The 15,681-nt window shown below is 64.2% G+C and carries 16 protein-coding genes; 11 read left to right on the forward strand and 5 right to left on the reverse strand.

Annotation, left to right across the window (positions count from 1 at the left end; genetic code table 11):
- Position 1: 1 nt before the first annotated feature.
- The 5 genes from tssE to ACUJB0_RS02780 are packed head-to-tail and all read right to left on the reverse strand — an operon-like array spanning position 2 to position 3,669.
- The gene (gene tssE, locus ACUJB0_RS02760) at positions 2-493 is read right to left on the reverse strand and encodes a type VI secretion system baseplate subunit TssE (protein ID WP_444843880.1); all 492 of its coding nucleotides are present in this window, start codon (positions 491-493) and stop codon (positions 2-4) included.
- A 26-nt stretch (positions 494-519) separates the two neighbouring features.
- Positions 520-1,011, reverse strand: a complete 492-nt coding sequence (locus ACUJB0_RS02765; protein ID WP_444843881.1) for an Hcp family type VI secretion system effector — start codon at positions 1,009-1,011, stop codon at positions 520-522.
- Positions 1,012-1,053: 42 nt separating this feature from the next.
- Positions 1,054-2,538, reverse strand: coding sequence for a type VI secretion system contractile sheath large subunit (tssC, locus tag ACUJB0_RS02770; protein WP_161085690.1), 1,485 nt, complete (start codon positions 2,536-2,538; stop codon positions 1,054-1,056).
- A 2-nt stretch (positions 2,539-2,540) separates the two neighbouring features.
- The gene (gene tssB, locus ACUJB0_RS02775) at positions 2,541-3,044 is read right to left on the reverse strand and encodes a type VI secretion system contractile sheath small subunit (protein WP_117010944.1); all 504 of its coding nucleotides are present in this window, start codon (positions 3,042-3,044) and stop codon (positions 2,541-2,543) included.
- Positions 3,045-3,069: 25 nt separating this feature from the next.
- On the reverse strand, positions 3,070-3,669 hold the full coding sequence (locus tag ACUJB0_RS02780) for a tetratricopeptide repeat protein (RefSeq protein WP_444843882.1): 600 nt from the start codon (positions 3,667-3,669) through the stop codon (positions 3,070-3,072).
- Between the two features lie 266 nt (positions 3,670-3,935).
- Between ACUJB0_RS02780 and tssK the strand changes: the two genes are divergently transcribed.
- The 11 genes from tssK to ACUJB0_RS02835 all read left to right on the forward strand — a co-directional run bounded on the left by tssK (position 3,936) and on the right by ACUJB0_RS02835 (position 15,661).
- On the forward strand, positions 3,936-5,276 hold the full coding sequence (tssK, locus tag ACUJB0_RS02785) for a type VI secretion system baseplate subunit TssK (RefSeq protein ID WP_444843883.1): 1,341 nt from the start codon (positions 3,936-3,938) through the stop codon (positions 5,274-5,276).
- A gap of 14 nt (positions 5,277-5,290) precedes the next feature.
- Positions 5,291-6,055, forward strand: a complete 765-nt coding sequence (icmH, locus tag ACUJB0_RS02790) for a type IVB secretion system protein IcmH/DotU (RefSeq protein ID WP_444843884.1) — start codon at positions 5,291-5,293, stop codon at positions 6,053-6,055.
- Positions 6,055-8,841, forward strand: coding sequence for a type VI secretion system Vgr family protein (locus ACUJB0_RS02795; protein ID WP_444843885.1), 2,787 nt, complete (start codon positions 6,055-6,057; stop codon positions 8,839-8,841). The genes icmH and ACUJB0_RS02795 overlap by 1 nt, the downstream gene beginning before the upstream one ends.
- Before the next feature lie 3 nt (positions 8,842-8,844).
- Positions 8,845-9,678, forward strand: a complete 834-nt coding sequence (locus ACUJB0_RS02800; RefSeq protein ID WP_444843886.1) for a hypothetical protein — start codon at positions 8,845-8,847, stop codon at positions 9,676-9,678.
- 13 nt (positions 9,679-9,691) lie between these two features.
- Positions 9,692-10,351 carry a hypothetical protein gene (locus ACUJB0_RS02805; RefSeq protein WP_444843887.1) on the forward strand — a complete coding sequence of 220 codons (660 nt, stop codon included), beginning with the start codon at positions 9,692-9,694 and terminating at the stop codon, positions 10,349-10,351.
- Between the two features lie 28 nt (positions 10,352-10,379).
- Positions 10,380-10,868: a hypothetical protein gene (locus ACUJB0_RS02810; RefSeq protein ID WP_444843888.1), complete on the forward strand. Its 489-nt coding sequence runs from the start codon at positions 10,380-10,382 to the stop codon at positions 10,866-10,868.
- Complete coding sequence (locus ACUJB0_RS02815; RefSeq protein ID WP_444843889.1) at positions 10,865-11,401, forward strand: hypothetical protein; 537 nt, start codon at positions 10,865-10,867, stop codon at positions 11,399-11,401. Before ACUJB0_RS02810 ends, ACUJB0_RS02815 begins: the two co-directional genes overlap by 4 nt.
- Complete coding sequence (locus ACUJB0_RS02820; protein ID WP_444843890.1) at positions 11,398-11,874, forward strand: hypothetical protein; 477 nt, start codon at positions 11,398-11,400, stop codon at positions 11,872-11,874. The genes ACUJB0_RS02815 and ACUJB0_RS02820 overlap by 4 nt, the downstream gene beginning before the upstream one ends.
- Before the next feature lie 419 nt (positions 11,875-12,293).
- On the forward strand, positions 12,294-13,016 hold the full coding sequence (locus ACUJB0_RS02825; RefSeq protein ID WP_444843891.1) for an ANTAR domain-containing response regulator: 723 nt from the start codon (positions 12,294-12,296) through the stop codon (positions 13,014-13,016).
- Between the two features lie 208 nt (positions 13,017-13,224).
- Positions 13,225-13,518 carry an STAS domain-containing protein gene (locus tag ACUJB0_RS02830; protein WP_444843892.1) on the forward strand — a complete coding sequence of 98 codons (294 nt, stop codon included), beginning with the start codon at positions 13,225-13,227 and terminating at the stop codon, positions 13,516-13,518.
- Positions 13,508-15,661, forward strand: coding sequence for a chemotaxis protein CheA (locus ACUJB0_RS02835; RefSeq protein ID WP_444843893.1), 2,154 nt, complete (start codon positions 13,508-13,510; stop codon positions 15,659-15,661). Before ACUJB0_RS02830 ends, ACUJB0_RS02835 begins: the two co-directional genes overlap by 11 nt.
- The last annotated feature ends 20 nt before the right edge of the window (positions 15,662-15,681 follow it).

The following is a 15,681-nucleotide window of genomic DNA, read 5'->3' on the forward strand; positions in this document are numbered from 1 at the left end:
CTCAGGCTCCCGATTGCGCCAGACGGCGCGCCTTGCTTATGGTGTAGTGCAGGCTGGACGGCTGCAATACAGCGTCAAAATTGACCGGTTCATGGGCCGAACTCACCACCAGCAACGCCGTGATGGCGAAGTTCAGGCGGTTGATCGAATCCGCGCGCAGTTCGAGCGAAGCCTGCACATTGCGCAGGCGCGGCTCATGGCGCGCGATGGCTTTTTCAAGACATCGGCAGATGAAAGCACGATCATCGGTGCTCGATAGCGACAAACCGGCAAAGTCATTCAAGCCGTATGTCACGATCGAGCGCCCGCATTCGGGATACCGCTTCAGCAGCTCCTCCGGGATCACGGTGCGCGTGTTAAGGAGCGCTTCCAGGTCGCGCGCGACCGAGTCCTTCAAGTCCTCGATCGACAAGCGCGATACCGTGCCGTTGGAGGCGCCGTTGACTGGCATATCCATCAGCCGGTCAAACAGTCCCGGCGTAAAACCCTTCATCGGTATCCCATTAAACAGTCAGTCGATTACGCGGTCTTGTTGGCCGACAGATCCCAGCCACCCGAGGTGTTACCGCCCGAACCGCCGCCGACTTTCTGTTGGGTATACTTCCATTTCACTTTCGAATACTTGATCGCCACGTCTTCCGTCAGGATGTTGCCTTGCTTGACGGTTGGAGCGACGCTGCTGATCAGGACATTTTCCAGTTCGATTTCGAAGTACTTGATACGCTCGCCATTACCGTCGGCGCGCAGGAATTCCAGCTTTGCCTTAGGGATGGTTTTACCCGACGAGCAGGTTTGCAGCAGCAGAGGAGTAGCCAGGTCGGCCAGCTTCGAGACAACGATGTCTTTGTGCTCGGTGCGCTCGGCGGTGTGGCCGCCGCCGGTCGATGCGGTAGCCGATTTTGGCTGCAGCACTTCCCATTGCACGGTCGAGACCTCGATCCAGTCCTTGTGGGTAGAATCGGCGGATTCGCCTTTAATACCATCGATTTGCAGATATACGTCGATTGCCATGTTGCTTCCTTTCGGTTGTTAAAGTAAAGGTACTACGGTTGCTTAGTTTTTGGTCGATGCAGGCAGCTCCGCGACCAAACGGAGTGAAACGGACAGCTCGTCGAGCTGGAAGTGCGGACGCAGGAACGACACCGCGCGGTACACGCCCGGACGGCCCGGCACTTCGGATACCTGGACGGACGCTTCGCGCAGCGGGAACTGGGCTTTCTGTTCCTGGCTGGCGTTATCGTCCAGCAGCACATACTGGGTCAGCCAGCGGTTCAGGAAGTCTTCCACGTTCGAGGCGGCGGCGAAGCTGCCGATTTTGTCGCGCATCATCGCCTTCATGTAGTGGGCGATGCGCGAGACGGCGAAGATGTACTGCAGCTGCGCCGACAGCACGGCGTTGGCGTTGGCGGCGTCGCTGTTGTACTTGCGGGCCTTCTGCGCCGATTGCGCGCCGAAGAAGGCGGCATAGTCGGTGTTCTTGCAGTGGACCAGCGAGATGAAACCGAGGTCGCTCAATTCCTTCTCGCGGCGGTCGGTGATGGCGATCTCGGTCGGGCACTTGAGCGCGACTTCGCCTTCGTCGGTCTTGAAGGTGTGGGTCGGCAGGTCTTCCACTAGGCCGCCGCCCTCCACGCCGCGGATCGCCGCGCACCAGCCGTAGTCCTCGAAGGCCGCCGTCAGCTTGGTGCCGAAGGCGTAGGCCGCGTTACACCACAGGTATTTCTGGTGATCGGTGCCGTCGACATCCTCGACGAAGTTGAAGCCCTCGGTGACGGCGCCATCGGCCGGGTTGAACGGCAGGCGGCCCAGGAAGCGCGGCAGCGTCAGGCCGACGTAGCGCGAGTCTTCCGATTCGCGGAACGACTTCCACTTCGCGTATTCGATGGTGTCGAACACCTTCGACAGGTCGCGCGGCTTACCCAGGTCGCTGTAGCTCTCCAGGCCGAACAGCTCCGGCGACGCGGCCGAGATGAACGGCGCGTGCGCGGCGGCCGCCACGTGCGACATCTGCTCGATGAAGTACATGTCTTCCGGTTGGCGGGTGATCTCATAGTCGCCCAGCAGCGCGCCGAACGGCGCACCGCCGAAGGTGCCGAATTCCTCTTCGTAGACCTTCTTGAACATCGTGCTCTGGTCGAATTCCAGCGCGGACTGGAAGTCCTTGACCAATTCCTTCTTGGTCGCGTTGAGCATCTTGATCTTCAGGTTCTGGCCCGTGGCGGAATTGCGCACCAGGTAGTGCAGGCCGGTCCAGCTGCTTTCCAGCTTCTGGAATTCCGGCGCGTGCATCACGGCCGACAGCTGCGCCGAAATCATGCGGTCCAGTTCAGCCACGCGGGCGTCGATGGTGGCGGCCAGGTTGTTGGACACGACCACGGTGCCGTCCATGACCTGGTTCACCAGTTCGGAAATCAGGTCCTTGGCGCGCGCATGCTCGGCGCTGGATTTGGCGACCTTGCTCTCTTCGACGATCTGGTCGAGCAAAGCGAATTCGGTGGTGGCGGCGGCCGCGCCGCCTGGAGTCAGTTGAGCGGACATGATCAAGCCTTCGTGGTTTGCTGGCCCAATTCGGCCAATTTCTCGGTGCTGTTCAAGACGTCGTTCAGGATGTCTTCCAGCTTGTCGTTGCCGGCCAGTTTGTTACGCAGGTCGGCCAGCTTGGTGCGGGCTTCGAGCAGCTTGCGCAGCGGTTCGACCTGCTGCACCACGGCTTCCGGGCGGAAGTCCTCCATCGACTTGAATTTCAGGTCGACGGCGAACTGGCCGCCTTCGTCGCTCAGCTCATTCGACACGCGGTAGGCCGCGCGCGGCTCGACACCCTTGAGCACTTCATCGAAGTTGTCGCGGTCGATGCCGACGAAGCTGCGGTCCTTCAAGCGCTTTTGCTCGACTTCCGAATTGCCGCCGAAATCGCCCACCACGCCCATCACAAAGGGCAGTTCCTTGTTTTCGATGGCGTCGCCGATTTCCACGTCATAGGTCATCTGGACCCGTGGCGGACGGATTTTCTGCAGTTTTTTCTGGACACTGGTATTTTTAGACATGGGATTCCCCTATCGTTTAGGTTAATTACTTCAACGCGTTGAACGGATCGGCGCTTGAATCTTCAGCGGCCTTGTGCTTGCCCTTTTTGCCCTTGGCTGTGTAGTTGTTCCGTGCAGGAGCGGCCGGCGGCGCAGGTGGCGGTGGCACCAGCACGGTCTCGCCCAGGCTTTCGCGCAGCAGCTTGGCCAGGTCCTGCGACTCGGTGCGCAGCGATCCGGACAAATTATTCTGGCGGCTCAGGTCCGACAGCGCGCGCGTCGACAGGCGCAGGCCGCTGATGGCGATGATGCTGTTGGCAAGGCGGTCGTTCGGATCGCGCACCAGCACTTCCTGCGCGCTGACGATGGCGTCGCCATACTGGCCGGCCTCATAACGGGTCTGCGCGATATTGGTCCACGGCGTCTTGTCGGCCGGGTAGGCCTCCGCGGCTTCCTTCCATAACGTGACCGCCTGCTCCTTCTGGCCGGCGCCGCTGGCCTGGCTGGCTTTGGCCAGCATGTCTTCCATGCTTGGGGTTGCGGGCTTCTGGACCACGGGAGGGGTCATGCAAGCGGTGAGCGATGCGGCGCAGACAGCGGCGCCAATGAAACGGCCGATGCGGCCAAGGGAGATTACGGTCTTCATGCTGTCCTCAAACTAAATATCAAAAAAGAATGCCTAACCACTAATTATTTCCAACAGGCCGCACGTTATCAGAAATTTATTATTGACGGCGTTCAATTGAATTTTTGCTTGTAGCGGGGAACTTTTTAGTGCCGCAGAGGTCCGATTGCCTATTTTTTAAGCTGCGCACGATAGAAATCAAAAGAACGCGGCTGTTTGTCAAGAAATGTTATTGTTCTGCTACTTAACAAATGGCATCAATGCGCCACACACTCAAGGACGCACGCATGAGCAGCAAAATTTTATGGGGCGAAGGCTTATTCCTGCGCCCGCAGCACTTCCAGCAGCAGGACCAGTACCACGAGCAGCGCCTGCATCAGAGCCTGCAGGCGCTACACCCGTATGCGTGGGGCGTGAACCAGATCCAGATCGACCGTGACGCATTGACCAACAACACCCTGCGCGTGCTGGAGCTGTCGCTGCGCTTCCAGGACGGTGAGCTGTACAGCGCCCCCGGCGAGGACGAGCTGCCGGACACCGTGGACCTGAGCCAGCTGGCGCAGTCGCAGCAGAGCGTGACCTTCTACGCCGCCCTGCCCGCGTTCAAACCGTTCGGCGGCAATTTCGCCGACGCCGCCAACGGCGGCAACGCCGTGCGCTTCCTGCAATCGAACCGCGAAACGCCGGACCTGTACACGCAGGCCGCGTCGGCGCAGCTGAGCTACCTGAAGAAGACCGTGCGGCTGGTGTCGGAATTCGAGCCGCGCGATTCCTACACCCACTTCCCGCTGCTGCGCCTGCGCCGTGCGACCACCGGCGGCTTCGAACTGGATGCGTCGTTCGTCGCGCCCAGCCTGTCGATCCGCAGCTCGCCGCAGCTGTTCCTGCAGCTGCGCCGCCTGATCGACGCGCTGCAGGCCAAGGTCAGCGCGCTGTATGGCCACCACCGCGAGCCGAGCAAACACGTGATCGAATTCCGCTCCGGCGACATGTCGTCCTTCTGGCTGCTGCACACGGCCAGTTCGGCGTTCGCCTCGCTGTCGCACTACTTCCATCATCCGGCGCTGCACCCGGAACGCCTGTACGAACAGCTGCTGCAACTGGCCGGCGCCCTGATGACCTTCTCGAAAAGCTGGACCCTGGCCGACCTGCCGCCCTACCAGCACGCCGATCCCGGCCCCGGCTTCGCCACGCTGCACCAGATCATCCGCGAGCTGCTCGACACGGTGATCTCGTCGAAGTACTTCGCCATCGCGCTCAAGGAAGTCAAGCCCTCCTACCACCACGGCATGCTGGACTCGCAGAAGATCGACGACAAGACCACCTTCTACATCGCCGTCTCGGCCGACCTGCCGGCCAGCGAGATGGTGGACATCGTGCCGCTGCGCTTCAAGATCGGCGCGCCGGACGACGTCGAGAAATTCGTGCTGTCGGCGATGCCGGGCGTGCGCCTGTCGCATGCGCCGCAGGTGCCGGCCGCCGTGCCGGTGCGCCCGGACGCCTGCTACTTCGCGCTCGAGGCCAAGGGCCAGATGTACGAGCGCATGCTGCAAGCCCAATCCATTTCCATATACGTCCCCGGCGGCATGCATGACCTGAAGCTGGACCTGGTGGCCGTCACTTCCTGAACCGAGGATCAAACATGAATACCGTTACCGCACCTTCCCTGATCGGCGCGGGCGCTCCGCCCAGCGCGGCCAGCGCGCCGCAAACCCTGCTCGACCTGATGTACGACGGCTTCTACGCGCTGTTCATGCTCAAGAACGGCAACGGCCCGCAGGACGACGGCGAGTTCGCCCGCAAGATGTCGGCCTTCCTGGACGACTTCGGCCGCGGCGCCAAGAAGCAGAACGCCTCGCCCGACGACGTGGACAACGCCAAGTACGCCTTCTGCGCGGCGGTCGACGAGATCATCCTGCGCTCCAACTTCAGCATCCGCGACGCGTGGGAGCGCCGCCCGCTGCAGCTGGTGCTGTTCGGCGAGCAGCTGGCCGGCGAGAACTTCTACAACCGCCTGGAGAACCTGCGCGCGCGCGGCAGCGCGCACCTGCAGGCGCTGGAAGTGTTCCATATGTGTTTGCTGCTGGGCTTCCAGGGCAAGTACATCCTCGAGGGTTCGGAAAAACTGAACTACCTCACCTCGCGCCTGGGCGATGAAATCGCCCACATGAAGGGCAAGCGCGGAGGCTTCGCGCCGCACGCCGAACGCCCCGACCAGATCAAGCACAAGCTGCGCAGCGACCTGCCGTTGTGGGTGCTGTGCTCCGTGTTCGGCCTGATCTGCGTGCTGGGCTACATCGGCCTGCGCACCTCGCTCAACCACAACGCCGAGAACCGCATGAACGCGTATAACGACGTCGTCAAAATGGCACCACGTGCCGCCAACCTGACAATCACACTACCCTGATGGATCTGACGTCGCAAATCACCTCGGCCCTCGGCCTGTTCGGCACAGGCCTGAGCCAGCACGCGCGCCTGATCACACTGGCCAGCGCGCAGGAATCGGACCTGCCCGAATCGCTGATGGCGGAACGCTTCAGCGGCCGCGAAGGCGTCAACGAACTGTATGCGTTCGAAGTCGACGCATTGAGCCCATCGACCGACCTGGATCTGACGATCTTCATCGGCGAGGAACTGACCGTCACGCTGCTGCAGCCGGACGGCGGCCGCCGCGCATGGCACGGCATCTGCACCGAAGCCGCGTGGCTGGGCGCCGACGGCGGCGTGGCGCGCTACCGCCTGATCCTGGAACCGGCGTTGTCGATGCTGCGGCTGCGGCGCGACAGCTACATCTTCCAGGACAAGAACGCGCAGGACATCGTCACCGAGCTGCTGGGCGACTATCCGCAGCTGCGCTTCGAATTCGACGTCACACAGACGCTGGAACCGCGCGCCATCTGCACGCAGTACCGCGAAAGCGACCTGGAATTCTTCACCCGCCTGCTGGCCTCCGAAGGCCTGAGCTGGCGTTTTGAACACGACCAGGCCGACGACGACAGCAAGGATGGCCAGGCCAAGCACAAGCTGGTGATCTTCGACAGCAAGGCACGCGCGCCGGACACGCCGGGCGACGCCGAGATCCGCTTCCACGGCGTGCGCGCCACCGACAGCGACGACGCCATCGACCGCTTCGCCGCGCGCCGCCGGGTGCAGGCCAACGCCGTCGGCATCAGCAGCTGGGACCCGGCGCAGTTGCTGGCGCCATCGGCCGAGCAGGCGTCCAGCCTTGATGCCGGCGAGCTGCCGGTGCTGGCCGTGTACGACGGCAGCGGCGAGCGCATCGCCAGCGGTGCCGACAACGGCGCGGCCGCCGACCCGCACAGCCAGCTGATGCTGCAGGCGCTTGAACTGGAAAACAAAATGTTCGAAGGCGCGGGCGCGGTGCGCCGGCTGGCTGCGGGCCACGGCTTCCAGCTCACGCAGCACGAGCGCTACGCTGATGGCGACAACCGCTTCCTGGTGATGTGGGTGCGGCACGAAGCGCGTAACAACTTCCAGGCGCAGATCAAGACGGCGGCTGCGCTGATCGGCGGCGGCATCGAGAACGGCACCTATCGCAACAGCTTTGGCTGCGTGCGCGACAGCGTGGCCGTGGTGCCGCGCGCCATCGCCGCGCCGAACGCCAGCACCGCGCTGGGCCCGCAGACGGCGCTCATCGTCGGCCTGGCCAACGCGGTCGCCACCACCGACCGCGATCACCAGGTCAAAATCCAGTTCGCCTGGCAGCGTGGGCAAGGCGCCAACGCCGGCGGCATGGGCCACAACACCGACAACAAGGGCAACGCGCCCGGCGACGAAACCTCCGGCACCTGGGTGCGGGTGGCGGAAGCGCTGGCCGGCCCGAACTGGGGATCGCAATTCACGCCGCGCATCGGCACCGAAGTGCTGGTCGACTTCATTGAAGGCGACATGGACCGGCCGCTGGTGGTGGCGCAGCTGTACACGGGCGCCGACATGCCGCCGTTTTCGGCCGGCGTGGATTCGGGCGCCAATCATGCGGGCACGCTGTCCGGCATCCACAGCCACAACTTCGACGGCGGCGGCTACAACCAGTGGCAGCTGGACGACACGCCGGGCCAGGTGCGCACGCGCCTCGCCACCAGCAGCGCCGCCACGCAACTGAACCTGGGTTATCTGATCCAGCAGGATCCCTCCTCCTCGCAGCGCGGCAGCTATCGCGGCAGCGGCTTCGAACTGCGCACCGACGCCTGGGCCGCCGTGCGCGGCGCCGCTGGCGTGCTGCTGACCACCAGCGCGCGCGCCGCAAAAGGCAGCGGCGTCACGTCCACGCAGATGGATGCGGACGAGGCGCTCCGCTCCTTGAAATCGTCGAAGGAACTGGCGCAGCAGCTCAGTGACGCGGCCACGCAGCAGCAGGCCTTGTTCAGCAAGGCAGCCGCCGACGCGCACCAGGATTTCATCTCGCAGCTCGATCCCAAGGAAAAGGGCAAGCACGCCGGCGCGGTCAACGGCCAGCAGGCCGTCCAGGCCAAGCAGGGCGCGCGCGATCTGGACGCGGCCAAGCCGGTGGAAAAATTCGGCGCCCCGCTGGTGCTGATGGACGCGCCGTCCAGCATCAACTGGGCCACGCCGGCATCGACCGTGCTGTTCGCCGGCCAGCAACTGCATTGGGTCACGCAGGGCGACGTCCACATGACGGCCGCTTACACGGTGTCGTCGGTGGCGGCCAACGCGGCGAGCTACTTCACGCACGCCGGCGGCATCCAGGCGATCGCCGGCAACGGCCCGGTATCGCTGCAGGCGCACACCGACCAGCTGGAGGTCCTGGCCGACAAGTCGATCACCGTCATCTCGGTCAACGACAGCATCGAGATCAAGGCTAACCAGAAGATCGTGCTGCAGGCCGGCCAGTCGTCGATCACGCTGGAAGGCGGCGACATCACCTTCGCCTGCCCCGGCAACTTCACCGTCAAGGGCGGGAAGCATGTGTTTGAAGGCGGCGCCAGCGCCGCAGCCGCCATGCCGGCATTGCCGGACTCGCGGCTGAAATTATTTGACCAAGGATTTATCGTGAAAGACGAGACCACGGGCCAGCCGCTTCCCAACCAGCGCTATCGCATCAAGCTCGCCGACGGCACCTACGAGGAAGGCGTGACCGATGAAACAGGCCACACCCACATCGTCGCGACGACTTCGCAACAGCCGCTGTCCTTAGAAATTGCACAGGGCTGAACGATGACGACGTGGAAGACAATCGCATCCAGCACCACCACCCCGAAAGAGGTCAAGACACGGGCGCCGGCCACTGTGGCGGCGTCCCCCTGCACCGCCGCCAAGATCACGGTTGAGACCGTTGCGATGCTACCGACCGACCGCACGCGCACCACCGTGGGTGTCGGTGAAAAGGTCAAGCTGACCTACAGCCTCGGCAGCGCCACCTGGACCGCCTCAAAAGGAACGTTGACTTCCGCCACCGGTCAGACGGTCACTTTCGAGGCGCCTGACCAGGCGGCGACCGTCACCATCAAGGCCACCGGCGGCGGCTGCACCTGCACCCTGACGTTCACCGTCATCGAACCGACCGGCGTGATCATGGAACGCCAGCCCGGAAAAGGCATACAGCACACCAATGGCATTCCCTCGGTGGGCATCAAGACTGTTATCTACCTCACACCGGACACGGTGTCGTTCCAGTTCATCCAGATTTCGGAGGACGATTGCCCTGGCGTGGTGACAGGTTACTTCGTCGGCACGCCCCTGGATGGCATTCGGCATGGCTCGCACGGTGCGGGCACGTGGGTGCCGGTCGGGCCTACGATTGCCGGCAAGGGTTCGAGGGTAGTCGCCAACGACACCGCGCAATCCGGCCATTGCAATTTCGGCACACCGTATTCGAACGGCACATTCGACTGGGCGATCCCCTGGAAGTTCCGGGTCGGCGGCGGAGCTGATAAAGTCTTTGCAACCGTCCATCAACGCTTTACCATAGATGCCGCCGGGGATATGACCGTCAGCAAAGCCGGCGCTTCAGGCGCGGCCAAGCTCACGGACCCGACGTCAACCTACTAAGAAAGCAAGCATCATGCGCTATGCTGTACTGATCACAGTGCTCCTGGGCTTGGCCGGACACCCGGCCGCCCATGGGAGCGCGGCGCTTAAGGCACCACATAAACACACACCGGCGGAGAAAAAAATGTCGCAGCAGTTTGACCAGGCCATGCAGCAATTGGCAGTATTTAAAAAGACCCACGATGTCACGCCGCTATCGACAGCCATCTCGCTGGCCGACGCCATGCCAGGCTTCGTGTTGCCGGCTCCGCCTGCCGGGCAGCCACCAGCCAAGGACAAACTGGCGCTGTGGTTCGCCGTCTTTGACGCAATGGATGCCGAGATCGCCCCTGACTTCAATCCAGACGACCTGCCGGAACTCACCGTGGCGCCGCCGCTGGAAGCCGGACTGCCCGCGGGCGTCGCCCCATCGGGCATCAAGGATCCTGCTGTGCGCAAGAAGTACGAAGACGCATTGGCAGCGAATGACCTGAAGAACCAACGATTCAGTTACCAGTACGCGCTGCTGCAAGAAAACCTGCGCGCCGAATCCGACGTCGAAAAGTTCATCACCGTTGACGTGGCGCGCGATCCGGCACAACTGGCATTTTTACGAAGCAGGCTGGCGCTTGCGAAGCTGCAGCCGCAACGAGTCGCCAAACTGCAAGCGCTGCTAGAGCATGCGGAAAAATAGGCTCGTTATCCCGTTTACACCTGCCTTGATGATCGGCCTTACGGCTGGCACGCTGCTGTTGCAAGGCTGCTCCATGGAAGACCACGCACCCAGCGTATCGGACAACCTGTCAGCACTGCGTGAAGTGATCAATGTTCAAATACCGGCAGCCTCTGCCCGCTGGGAGGTTTTCGGCACCCCGGAATACACCGGAGGCGTGCCCGGCCCTACCGATTTCACCACCCTGATCGCCGAGCTGCAGCCTGCCGACGGTGCCTGGTTCGCATCACAGAAGGAAACCGTCGGCACCTCCTTCATCGCTCCGGAAGCCGCGCGCCCGTGGCTGAGCGGGCCGTTTCGCCACTTGCTGGCGGAGCATAAGAATACGACGGCGGATCTGTCCACCCTGGGTGACTGCCACCCCTACACCACGACATTGAAAAAGTCCGGCAGCCCGGTGCAGGGATTCGTTTGTGGCGAAGACCGCCGCTTGCTGCTGTATCTCGCCTTGTCGGAATTGACAAACGGTCTGAAATGAAAACACTCCTCGCATCTTGCACACTCGCCCTCACGCTGGCATTGGCGCCGGCCGCCCATGCCGATGTCGCCTCCAGCCAACAAGGCCTGCACCAATGGCCCGCACTCAAAGGCAAGCTGGTGATGGTGGCCGGCACCGTCAGCGATGTGCTGCGCTACAAACGCAGCATGACCTTCTACTTTGAAAGCAAGCCAGGCGCGGACTGGATCCACGTCCCCATCGTCAAATCGCAGGACGATCAGGAGGAGACCTGGTACAACGTCTCCCACGGCGAAACCACCATGGTCGACGCCTTCGTGGCCGCGCGCGGCGGCGACGTGTATCTGATCGAGGCGGCGGTCAGCGAATCGCCCGCCGGCATCAATGCCAGCTGGTACAAGCTGACCGCCGACGATCCCGCCTACCCCGACGGCCCGTTCTACCTGCTCAAGCCGGTGGGCCAGAAGTTCTACGCCAAGAGCAAGGACCTCACCGTCGAATCGGTCCTGAAAAAAGAAGCCACCGTTAAACCAGAAAGCCGGATCAAACAATGAAACCACCCCTTTTGGCCGTTGCCTTCTTCGCCATATTTTCCATGAACGCGGTCCAGGCGGACCCCGACCGCACGCCGCCGGCCAACGCCTGTTCAATGAAAAACAAGTCCGCCATGCGCGCACAACTGCTCAAAGTTCCCGCAGCCGACGACGCCTGGCACCTGGCCGAGCTGCTGATGTGCGGCGCCAAGACGCCGGTCAACGTCGCCTATCTGCGCCGCCACATGCCGCCCAAAATCAAGGACAGCACCTTCGACACGGACGGCAAGGAGCAGGTTTCCATCCTCAAGGTGGACGCCACGCTGATTGACTCGCTGCTCACCAACGAGGCAAGCGTCGACGCCGAACTGGACATCTCAGACGCCGAGATCAACCTGCAATATCAACCCAACGAAGCCTGCATCAACCGCCGCACGCTGCGCTATGGCAAGGGAACCTGGCGCCTGGCCGCCATCGGCGACGCCTGCGATTGATGCATCTCAAAGCTGCTGCGCGCCTGTGGCTTTTTCGCCGCAGCTTGCATTAATGCAGGCTATGGTGCGCAGCAAAATAAATTGACTTTGGGCAAGCAATCGTCAATCATACTTGTCAGGCAGCAGGCCGACGCATCACAGACGCTCAACAGCGATGGAGGCGCGGCAAGCTGCCGGGAACACGATTGCATGACCGAGCCAGGCTCCGGCAAACCACCGCCGGCATCGAGCCCTTGGTCCGCGCCGGCCCAACCCTCCGCCAGCGCCAGATACCGATTGAGTCCCACCTCCGGCCGCCCTCCCTCCGCGGCCACCCTGTCCATCCCAGCCTGAGGCGACCCGTCGTTGCCGGGTGAAGTGCGGCCATCGTGCCGAATTGGACGAACAAAAGCAGCATCCCAGTTTAAACAAGGAACACCATGCATCCGACCGACGTCACCTCCCGGCGCGCTGATAAATCCGGCGTGCCATCGCACCCACCACGATCGGCCGGCGTGGCACCGGTGCGCCATGTGGCCCGGCCAGCGCCAACGGTGGCTGTGGCGCCGCAGCGTCAACCGGCACGCATCCTGGTGGTCGACGACGACGACGTCACACGCATGGCCATTGCCGGCGGACTACAGCGCCTGGGCTACCAGACCACGCAGGCCGATTGCGCGCCGGCGGCACTGGAGCGGGTGGCCGACTGGCGGCCCGACTTCGCGATCATCGACATTACGATGCCCGGCATGTCCGGCATCGAACTGGCGGCGCGCCTGCGCGAACTGGGCGAGCTGCCATTCATGTTCCTGTCCTCGCACGACGGCCCGGACGTGGTGCGCGCCGCCAGCGCCCATGCGGCCGTCGCGTACCTGGTCAAGCCGCTAGGCGTCGCACAGATCATCCCCGCCATCGAAGTGGGCCTGGCCCGGTCGGCGGAACTTGCCGCGCTGCGGGAAAAACAAGCGGTGTTGTCGCAAGCGCTGTCCGACGCGCGCGACACCAACCTGGCCATCGGCGTGCTGATGGAACGCCATGGCCTGGAGCGCGAGCAGGCGTTCGACATCCTGCGTGGCCAGGCGCGTGCGCAGCGGCGCAAGGTCAACGCCATCGCGGCCGAAGTGCTGGCCGTCGGCGGAGCCGGCGTCATTCAGGGAAGATAGCAAGCAGCAAAGAAGCAGTAAAAATAAGTAGTAAGTAAACCGGCCCTACCCCCCGCCGATCGAAGTCAGTCATCGCAATGCGCCCAGCGGCGCAGGCCTTGGTTGGCCGTCACGGTATGCAATCTATTCGGGGGGCAAGTCACATGACCACATCCATTCGGCCGGCCGCGATCGCGGCGCGCGCCGCCGCGCACAGGCTGGTGCCGCGATGAGCGCGCATCGTCTGCAGATCGAAGGCGAGTTCAGCATCTATCGGGCCGCCGAGCTCAAGGAGATGGTGCTGACGGCCGTGGCGCAAGCGCCCTGCCTTGAGCTGGACCTGTCCGCCGTGAGCGAGCTGGACACCGCCGGCGTGCAGATCCTGCTGCTGGCGCGGCAGGCGGCGCTGGCGCGCGGCCACTCGCTGCTGCTGGTGGACAGCAGCTCGGCGGTGCAGACGACGCTGGCGCTGCTGCGGGTGTCCCCGGAAGTCCACGGCGCGGAGGCTGGCCATGTTTCTTGACCAGGCACTGCCCACCTTCATCGCCGAAAGCCGCGAGCTGCTCGACGCCATGGAAAGCGCGCTGCTGCAGTTCGCGCTGGCCGCGCCGCAGGAAGACACGGTCAACGCGGTGTTCCGCGCCGCCCACACCATCAAGGGCTCCGCCGGCCTGTTCGGCCTGGACCATATTGTCGGCTTCACCCACGTCGTCGAAAGCGTGCTCGACCGCGTGCGCGAAGGCACCGTGCCCGTCGCCGAGCCGCTGGTAACGCTGCTGCTGTCGTGCGCCGACCATATACGCGCCTTGATCGACACGACGGCCGCCGGCCAGTACGAACCCAACGCCGCCAGCACCGCCACCGGCAGCGCCCTGCTCGAGCGTCTGCAGCGCCACCTGCCGGGGGCGCTGGCCGCCGCCGAGCCGGCCCAGGGCGCCGAGACCGCCGTCGCGGCCATCGCGGCCGACGCGGGCGCCAACAACTACTGGCACCTGTCGCTGCGCTTCGGCAGCGAGGTGTTCAAGAACGGCATGGACCCGCTGTCCTTCCTGCGCTACCTCGGCCAACTCGGCACCATCGTCGGGCTGGAAACGCTGGCCGACGCCTTGCCGCCGGCCGACGCCATGGACCCGCACCTGTGCTACCTCGGCTTCGAAGTCTCCTTCGACAGCACCGCCGACAAGGCCGCGATCGAGGACGTGTTCGACTTCGTGCGCGAGGACGCGCAGATTCGCATCCTGCCGCCGCACAGCCGCGTGGCCGACTATCTGCGTCTGATCGCCGAGCTGCCCGAGCAGGCCCCGCGCCTGGGCGAAATCCTGGTGCGCTGCGGCAGCGTGACGGCGCAGGAGCTGGCCGAGGCGCTGGCCGCGCAGGCTGCAGCCGCCACGCCGCAGCCGCTCGGCAGCATCATGGTGGCGCAGGGCGTGGTGCCGCCGGTCGTGGTCGAGGCCGCGCTGGCGCAGCAACAGCAGCTGCGCGGCAAGGGCCAGGAAACCCAGACGGTCCGGGTCGACGCCGAGAAACTGGATCAACTGATCAACCTGGTCGGCGAGCTGATCATCGCATCCGCCGGCGCCAGCCTGACGGCCCGCCGCGCCGGCGACGCCGCGCTGCAGGAAAGCGCCTCCGCCGTCTCGGAACTGGTCGAGCAGGTGCGCGACCGCGCGCTGCAGCTGCGCATGGTGCGCATCGGCGCCACCTTCGGCCGCTTCCAGCGCGTGGTGCACGACGTCGCGCGCGAGATCGGCAAGGACATCCGGCTCCAGCTCAGCGGCGAGGATACCGAGCTCGACAAAACCGTGGTGGAGAAACTGGGCGACCCGCTGACCCACCTGGTGCGCAACGCCATCGACCACGGCATCGAGGCGGCCGCGCTGCGGTTGGAGCGCGGCAAGCCCGCGCAGGGCACGGTCCGGCTGCACGCCTACCATGACGCCGGCAACATCGTGATTGAAGTCAGCGACGACGGCGGCGGCCTGCGGCGCGAGAAGATCCTCGCCAAGGCCGAGGCGCGCGGCCTGATCGAGCCGGGCCAGAACCTGAGCGACGCCGAGATCTACAACCTGGTGTTCGAGCCCGGCTTCTCCACCGCCGAGCAGGTCACCAACCTGTCCGGGCGCGGCGTCGGCATGGACGTGGTCAAGCGCAACATCGTCGCGCTGCGCGGCAGCGTCGCGCTCACCAGCACCGAGGGCGTCGGCACCGCCGTCAGCGTGCGCCTGCCGCTGACGCTGGCGATGATCGACGGCTTCCTGGTCAGCGTTGGCAAGGCGCCCTTCGTGGTGCCGCTTGAGATGATCGAGGAATGCATCGAATACAGCGCAGCGCCCGGCCACCATTACACCGACCTGCGCGGCGAGGTGCTGCCTTTCGTCCGCCTGCGCGACGTGTTCGCGCTGGACGGCGCGGTCGCGCGGCGCCAGAGCATCGTCGTGGTGCGCCAGGGCGGCGTCAAGGCCGGCCTGGTGGTCGACGCCCTGCACGGCGAGTTCCAGACCGTGATCAAGCCGCTGGACAAGATGTTCCAGCGGGCCGACCGCCTCAGCGGTTCGACCATCCTGGGCACCGGCGAAGTCGCGCTGATCCTGGACGTGCCCGCCCTGATCCGCCAAGCCACGGCCTCCGCGCCGACGGCCCCCACCCAATTTTCATGCACTAACTGACGTTCACCCTGGAGGAAAGC

It is taken from the genome of Duganella caerulea, assembly GCF_040362985.1.
GTDB lineage: Bacteria > Pseudomonadota > Gammaproteobacteria > Burkholderiales > Burkholderiaceae_D > Rugamonas > Rugamonas vulcania.

Excerpts from the sequence above, each read along its gene's own strand:
- ACUJB0_RS02780 (WP_444843882.1), bottom strand. The coding sequence starts at position 3,669 with ATGAAGACCGTAATCTCCCTTGGCCGCATCGGCCGTTTCATTGGCGCC.
- ACUJB0_RS02800 (WP_444843886.1), top strand. The coding sequence starts at position 8,845 with ATGACGACGTGGAAGACAATCGCATCCAGCACCACCACCCCGAAAGAG.
- icmH (WP_444843884.1), top strand. The coding sequence starts at position 5,291 with ATGAATACCGTTACCGCACCTTCCCTGATCGGCGCGGGCGCTCCGCCC.
- tssC (WP_161085690.1), bottom strand. The coding sequence starts at position 2,538 with ATGTCCGCTCAACTGACTCCAGGCGGCGCGGCCGCCGCCACCACCGAA.
- tssK (WP_444843883.1), top strand. The coding sequence starts at position 3,936 with ATGAGCAGCAAAATTTTATGGGGCGAAGGCTTATTCCTGCGCCCGCAG.
- ACUJB0_RS02805 (WP_444843887.1), top strand. The coding sequence starts at position 9,692 with ATGCGCTATGCTGTACTGATCACAGTGCTCCTGGGCTTGGCCGGACAC.
- ACUJB0_RS02830 (WP_444843892.1), top strand. The coding sequence starts at position 13,225 with ATGAGCGCGCATCGTCTGCAGATCGAAGGCGAGTTCAGCATCTATCGG.
- ACUJB0_RS02820 (WP_444843890.1), top strand. The coding sequence starts at position 11,398 with ATGAAACCACCCCTTTTGGCCGTTGCCTTCTTCGCCATATTTTCCATG.
- ACUJB0_RS02825 (WP_444843891.1), top strand. The coding sequence starts at position 12,294 with ATGCATCCGACCGACGTCACCTCCCGGCGCGCTGATAAATCCGGCGTG.
- tssB (WP_117010944.1), bottom strand. The coding sequence starts at position 3,044 with ATGTCTAAAAATACCAGTGTCCAGAAAAAACTGCAGAAAATCCGTCCG.
- ACUJB0_RS02795 (WP_444843885.1), top strand. The coding sequence starts at position 6,055 with ATGGATCTGACGTCGCAAATCACCTCGGCCCTCGGCCTGTTCGGCACA.
- ACUJB0_RS02765 (WP_444843881.1), bottom strand. The coding sequence starts at position 1,011 with ATGGCAATCGACGTATATCTGCAAATCGATGGTATTAAAGGCGAATCC.
- ACUJB0_RS02835 (WP_444843893.1), top strand. The coding sequence starts at position 13,508 with ATGTTTCTTGACCAGGCACTGCCCACCTTCATCGCCGAAAGCCGCGAG.
- ACUJB0_RS02810 (WP_444843888.1), top strand. The coding sequence starts at position 10,380 with ATGATCGGCCTTACGGCTGGCACGCTGCTGTTGCAAGGCTGCTCCATG.
- ACUJB0_RS02815 (WP_444843889.1), top strand. The coding sequence starts at position 10,865 with ATGAAAACACTCCTCGCATCTTGCACACTCGCCCTCACGCTGGCATTG.
- tssE (WP_444843880.1), bottom strand. The coding sequence starts at position 493 with ATGAAGGGTTTTACGCCGGGACTGTTTGACCGGCTGATGGATATGCCA.